General features: G+C 39.4%; 7 protein-coding genes. 3 read left to right on the top strand and 4 right to left on the bottom strand.

Annotation, left to right across the window (positions count from 1 at the left end; genetic code table 11):
• Positions 1 to 53 precede the first annotated feature (53 nt).
• Complete coding sequence (locus LD39_RS17925; protein ID WP_035551050.1) at positions 54 to 425, bottom strand: VOC family protein; 372 nt, start codon at positions 423 to 425, stop codon at positions 54 to 56.
• Positions 426 to 698: 273 nt separating this feature from the next.
• Between LD39_RS17925 and LD39_RS23650 the strand changes: the two genes are divergently transcribed.
• Together LD39_RS23650 and LD39_RS17915 are read left to right on the top strand one after the other, a co-directional pair.
• A complete protein-coding gene (locus LD39_RS23650) occupies positions 699 to 986 on the top strand; it encodes a hypothetical protein (RefSeq protein ID WP_231572610.1) in 288 nt (95 codons plus the stop codon).
• 320 nt (positions 987 to 1,306) lie between these two features.
• Positions 1,307 to 1,609 carry an EthD family reductase gene (locus LD39_RS17915; protein WP_035551042.1) on the top strand — a complete coding sequence of 101 codons (303 nt, stop codon included), beginning with the start codon at positions 1,307 to 1,309 and terminating at the stop codon, positions 1,607 to 1,609.
• 95 nt (positions 1,610 to 1,704) lie between these two features.
• On the opposite strand, the gene LD39_RS17910 is transcribed toward LD39_RS17915, so the two are convergent.
• The 3 genes from LD39_RS17910 to LD39_RS17900 form a co-directional block, all read right to left on the bottom strand.
• A complete protein-coding gene (locus LD39_RS17910) occupies positions 1,705 to 2,490 on the bottom strand; it encodes a TerC family protein (RefSeq protein ID WP_035551039.1) in 786 nt (261 codons plus the stop codon).
• Positions 2,491 to 2,506: 16 nt separating this feature from the next.
• Positions 2,507 to 2,899, bottom strand: coding sequence for a sporulation protein (locus LD39_RS17905; protein WP_035551036.1), 393 nt, complete (start codon positions 2,897 to 2,899; stop codon positions 2,507 to 2,509).
• Between the two features lie 336 nt (positions 2,900 to 3,235).
• Positions 3,236 to 4,324, bottom strand: coding sequence for an NAD(P)-binding protein (locus tag LD39_RS17900; protein ID WP_035551033.1), 1,089 nt, complete (start codon positions 4,322 to 4,324; stop codon positions 3,236 to 3,238).
• Between the two features lie 257 nt (positions 4,325 to 4,581).
• On the opposite strand from LD39_RS17900, the gene LD39_RS17895 reads away from it, so the two are divergent.
• The coding region (locus LD39_RS17895) for a glycerophosphodiester phosphodiesterase family protein (protein WP_304413584.1) at positions 4,582 to 4,800 on the top strand (219 nt) is incomplete at its 3' end.

Below are 4,800 nucleotides of genomic sequence, written 5' to 3'. Positions count from 1 at the left end.
AAAAGTTGGTCTAGATAAATAAAAAGTGACGAGTCCAATGCACGTCACTTTTTCTACTTATTAAATTCGATAATGTTTCCATCTGGATCACTGATGTACACCTGATGCCACTCTGTCTTGTTATGAGGCTTGTTCAGCATCTGAATTTCTTGAGTCTCCAATCGATCAATAAAGCTTTCCATATCTTTTACACGGATGGCAAAATGACCGTCACGAGAATCAATTTCTGTCGTGCCTCTCAGCGTGCTCCCCTCTTTATGTACAATAAGATGCAGCTGTGTCTCGCCAATTTGATACCACGCTCCAGGAAAACCAAATTCCGGCCGTGCATTGCTTTCTTGAAAACCGAGAACCTCTCCGTAGAATTTCTTCGACCTTTCAAGATCTGTGACCTGTAAAGATACATGATGTATTCCTTCGTACATGTAATCAAATCCTTTCTTCGAATATCTTCATTCTATCATTTTCCAAATCATTTCCACGTATAGATAACAAGCTCTCTTAGGCACAATGTATAAAAAAGAGGTGATATCATGGTAAGAATTATAGTACTAGGTTTCATCATCCCATAATTGACGGCTCCTTCCATTTATAAAAGAGCACCAAAGATCTTCTATACTGTGGCTCCCGTCGGTGCACTTATTGCCGTCACCTTAAATCAGCTCGGGATTCACCTCGGTTTATGGAAAGTTCATCCCATGCCTAAAGTAGTGTTGTTAGATTCCATCTTTCTGGATTTTGGCATTTTCACAATAGCCTCCGTGTGGTTTAGTTATATCCTCTATTATAAACACCAAAACCCTTTATGGATTTATATTACTTTTGTGTTAGGGATGACAGGGATTGAATTTATCGCTCTTCAAATCGGTACGCTGACATACGATGATGAATGGAACAAATTCTACACATTTCTTATGTACCTTGGGGGATTCATCACCATTCATCTTTTAACTTTAAAACTTGCGAAGCTTAAGATCTATCCTTGATCTTTTTTAAAAAATGGCGTGCGTTATTTTTTCATGCTTGAATTCTATTAATTTTCAATCCTTAGATATTATTCATACGAACCGCAAATGGCCTTCACAGAAATCAATCCCTCTCGTTTCTCGCACCGTTTCACCTTCATTATTTACATTCAAATGAAATGAAATTCCACCTATTTTGTACCTGTCCCCTGAAAAAAATGCCTGCCCGCTCACCAAATAACACCTACTACATTTAAAATAATCTATTTCACTCATAATGCGGTATTCTTTAGTGGATAAGGAAAACATATCCTATATCGTATAAACTTGGAGGTGGAATGATGGCTAAGATCATTGTTTTGTATGAACACCCTGTCGATAAAAATGGGTTTGAAGAGCACTATTTCAATGTTCATGTTCCTCTTGTTCAAAAAATTCCCCATCTAAAAGATGCTTCAATCAATCGAGTTGTACAGTCTCAAAATACGGACCTGGACCTTTATTTAATCGCTCAATTAGAGTTCGAGAACATGGAAGAATTAAATGAAATGTTTGTGACAGTGGAAGGCAAATCCGTCTTAGGAGATGTAGAAAAACTGAAAAACTATCTAGGGAAAAATCCCATCATTTCGATCACAGAGTAGAAGTAATGAACGAGATGAATCTTTCGGTCACTCTCTTTGCCCAATAAATTGGTAAATATAAAAAGCCACTGGTATTCAGTGGCTTTTCATTCAATTCAGCTTTGTGCTGCAGCCTCTTTATCTTCAGTAGGCTGCGGCTTTTCTTTTGATAAAAACCACCCTCCAACCGCAATAAGCAGAAGAACCGACCAGAAAATTAATTTCCATGTAATACTTTTCGCAAAGCCTTCTTCAAGAATCGCAAGTTCCGGGTGAGATAACGTATAAACTGCGAGCTTCACGCCTACCCAGCCAACTATGAGATAAGCAGCAGATTCCAGGCCAGGCTTTCGATCCAGCAAAACGACGAAATAACCGGCAGCAAAACGCATAATCACAAGTCCGATGATTCCTCCTGCGAGTATAATAGCAAAATGGCCGCCATCCATGCCGCCGATAGCTGGAAGGCTTGTAATAGGGAGTGTCACAGCAAGAGCGACTGCCGCAAGTATGGAATCAACGGCAAAAGCGATATCGGCAAGCTCGACTTTGATGACGGTAGGCCAGAAACCAGTCTCTTTTTTCGATTGCTTCTCTGCTTTAAAATGAGGCTTCAGTACATGCTTTTTCAAAAGATGATACGCAGCAATCCCGATGAGATAAAGAGCCCCCACTGCTTGGATTTGCCAAATATGGACAAGGTAGGAAATTACAAACAACGAGCCAAATCGAAACGCAAAAGCACCGGCAAGGCCGTAAAACAAAGCTTTTTTCCGCTTTTCCTTGGGCAGATGTTTTACCATTGTCGCAATTACGAGTGCGTTATCAGCTGCTAGAATCCCTTCCAACCCGATTAAAATCAACAAGACCCAGCCATACTCCATCACTAGAGCCATATCCATTCAAGCCTCTTCCCCTTTATTCGTATTTGGTGACGATCAATTCGTCGTGGTCGACACTTTTTACATCATCCATAAAGACAAGCTTAGTCTGCAAACGATAGGAAATTCTTTCAGATGAAGGTGTCAGCTGTTCTGGCAGTTGGCAATGAAATGGAAATTCTTTTTTATCTTTAGGATCTATCGTCTGGGACATAAGCACAGTGGTTACAGGTTGAATGATCATTGGCTTTTTTCCATGATCATCTTTCACTAAGTCGCATTCCAGGCGTTTGATTTTCTGACTAGTCCAGCCGCCCTTCAGGTGAAAGGAACCGGCTATTTTTCCACCTGGATTGATTTCATTCTGATCTAAAACGAGATCAATTTTAGGTGAACCGACCTTTAACAGACTTAATAACTTGGTAATCAATTCCTTCAACCTCCTGATTAATTATAATGGGTGAATCCATTAAAAAAACCTTTACCGTGGATTGGTAAAGGTTTGGTCTCTACATATTCGTCCCTTCACCAATTTGGCAAAGGTCTCGCAAACAACGTTACGTTGCCAGTTAAGCCGGTGAAAAAAATCACGTAATGTCGACATAACTGTAAGCTACTCCCCTTTGGAGTATTATGAGCGCTTGAGCGCACAGTCTTTACTCGATGACTGTAATTTAATAATAATGTCACTTCAGATATTAGTCAATATTATTTTTGGAAAATTTTAAAAGATGAACTTTTTCTTTTTACAGACAACCTTCACTGCTCAAGCATGTCGGCTAAATGGGTGGATGATCCGACTGATAATTTTAAAGAGATTAATTTTGTTAGTTGTGATTAAACTTTCAACCACTTTATTATTGATGGATTTTGTTATGAGATCAAGCTTCTTATTATCTAATTTTTCCATCGTTCTCCGGAGGGAAAGGGAGTCGTGATAGCTTTGCGACAGAGGTCCCACAAGTTTTTCGTAATTTCCGACGCCTGCAATATCCTGAGCTGCATAGATTCCTGTCAGCATCGATTCAAATTGACCAAAACCAAAAACAGGCGTAATCGCTCCCCAGCAATTTCCTACAAAAAATGTGTTACCAATCCTCGGAAATTCTGTTTTGCCTATTCGATAATCTTTGATTGAATAATCATGGATGATCTTAAAGTCCTGGTCTAATTTGACACAGCACTCTTCAAAACACTTTTCCCACAGTTGTTCTTTGTCTAATAGCTCATTTTCAGGATATTGTGGGTACACTAATACAAGCGACGCCTTCTTATCAGAATGGGGAAGTAAATAAGCCATTCCTTTCGGGGCAAAATCATAATTGAAGAAAGTATGAGCTTCCGTTTGGTTAAACTCTCCCTCAATCACAGCTCCTTTAAAGCTTGCTTTAAACGCCACGTCATACGGCTGAAATTTTTCTGTATCTAACGCATCACCTGTTGCCATAACCACATGAGTATATTCTTTGGAAATGTCTTCATAGGAGACGTTCTCGTTGAAACGAATCTTCCCTTTAAGCTGAGCAGCCAGCTGTTTTTCATAGGCTTCTGAATGCTTACCTCTCATATTCGTAAAGCCCAAATGTCCATCGATAAAGGAGGTTTCATTTTTCGAGTAAATAAAAACTTTTTGCAAATTACTGGTTGGTTTCAAATGAATATCATAGGTCTCAGACAAATATTTCACCGCATCATCATAAGGAGTATGAAACATAGAAAACATAGCCTCTGCTATAACAAAACGATCTCCAACCATTGCTCGTCTTTCAAAAATATCCGCCTGATAACCGTACTTCTCAAGAGTAAGAGCACAGGCGAGGCCAGATAAACCGGCACCCATAATGGCTATTTTCATACCTTCCCCTCCTCCATGCATTTAATTTTAATATGATGCTTAGGGAGAGATCTATACAAAAATATCCTTATATAACTGAAAAATTAACTTTTGCGTACAATATTAAATAGTCTGGATTTCAAACACCATAAAGGAAGATTATTTCGGCAAAACCGCCTTACTATTCCTTGTTTAAACTTACCGTGAAATTATCTAGAGGAGAATGAATAATGAAACATGTGACCGCTGTTTATGTGATGATTGGATTGGCAGTTATCATGTTTGCGAGTTCAAAAGCGGAAATTTCGCTAACCGTAGCGGCATCCAAGAACGAAAACAAGGTGCTCTCGATTGCACACCTGGGGGCATCGGGGTATGCGCCTGAAAACACGATGGCAGCATTTAATAAAGCTGTTGAGATGAAGGCAGATATAATTGAGTTAGATGTTCAGATGAGTAAAGATGGCGAGCTTGTGGTAATCCACGACACTACAGTT

The organism is Halobacillus sp. BBL2006, assembly GCF_000786645.1.
In the GTDB taxonomy this organism is placed as follows: Bacteria; Bacillota; Bacilli; order Bacillales; family Halobacillaceae; genus Halobacillus.
The sequence above is the reverse complement of the archived record's forward strand: the minus strand, read 5'-3'. Positions and strand labels throughout refer to the sequence as shown.

What these genes read in the sequence shown, in the direction of transcription:
- LD39_RS17925 (WP_035551050.1), bottom strand. Translation starts at nt 425, where the DNA reads ATGTACGAAGGAATACATCATGTATCTTTACAGGTCACAGATCTTGAA.
- LD39_RS23650 (WP_231572610.1), top strand. Translation starts at nt 699, where the DNA reads ATGCCTAAAGTAGTGTTGTTAGATTCCATCTTTCTGGATTTTGGCATT.
- LD39_RS17915 (WP_035551042.1), top strand. Translation starts at nt 1,307, where the DNA reads ATGGCTAAGATCATTGTTTTGTATGAACACCCTGTCGATAAAAATGGG.
- LD39_RS17910 (WP_035551039.1), bottom strand. Translation starts at nt 2,490, where the DNA reads ATGGATATGGCTCTAGTGATGGAGTATGGCTGGGTCTTGTTGATTTTA.
- LD39_RS17900 (WP_035551033.1), bottom strand. Translation starts at nt 4,324, where the DNA reads ATGAAAATAGCCATTATGGGTGCCGGTTTATCTGGCCTCGCCTGTGCT.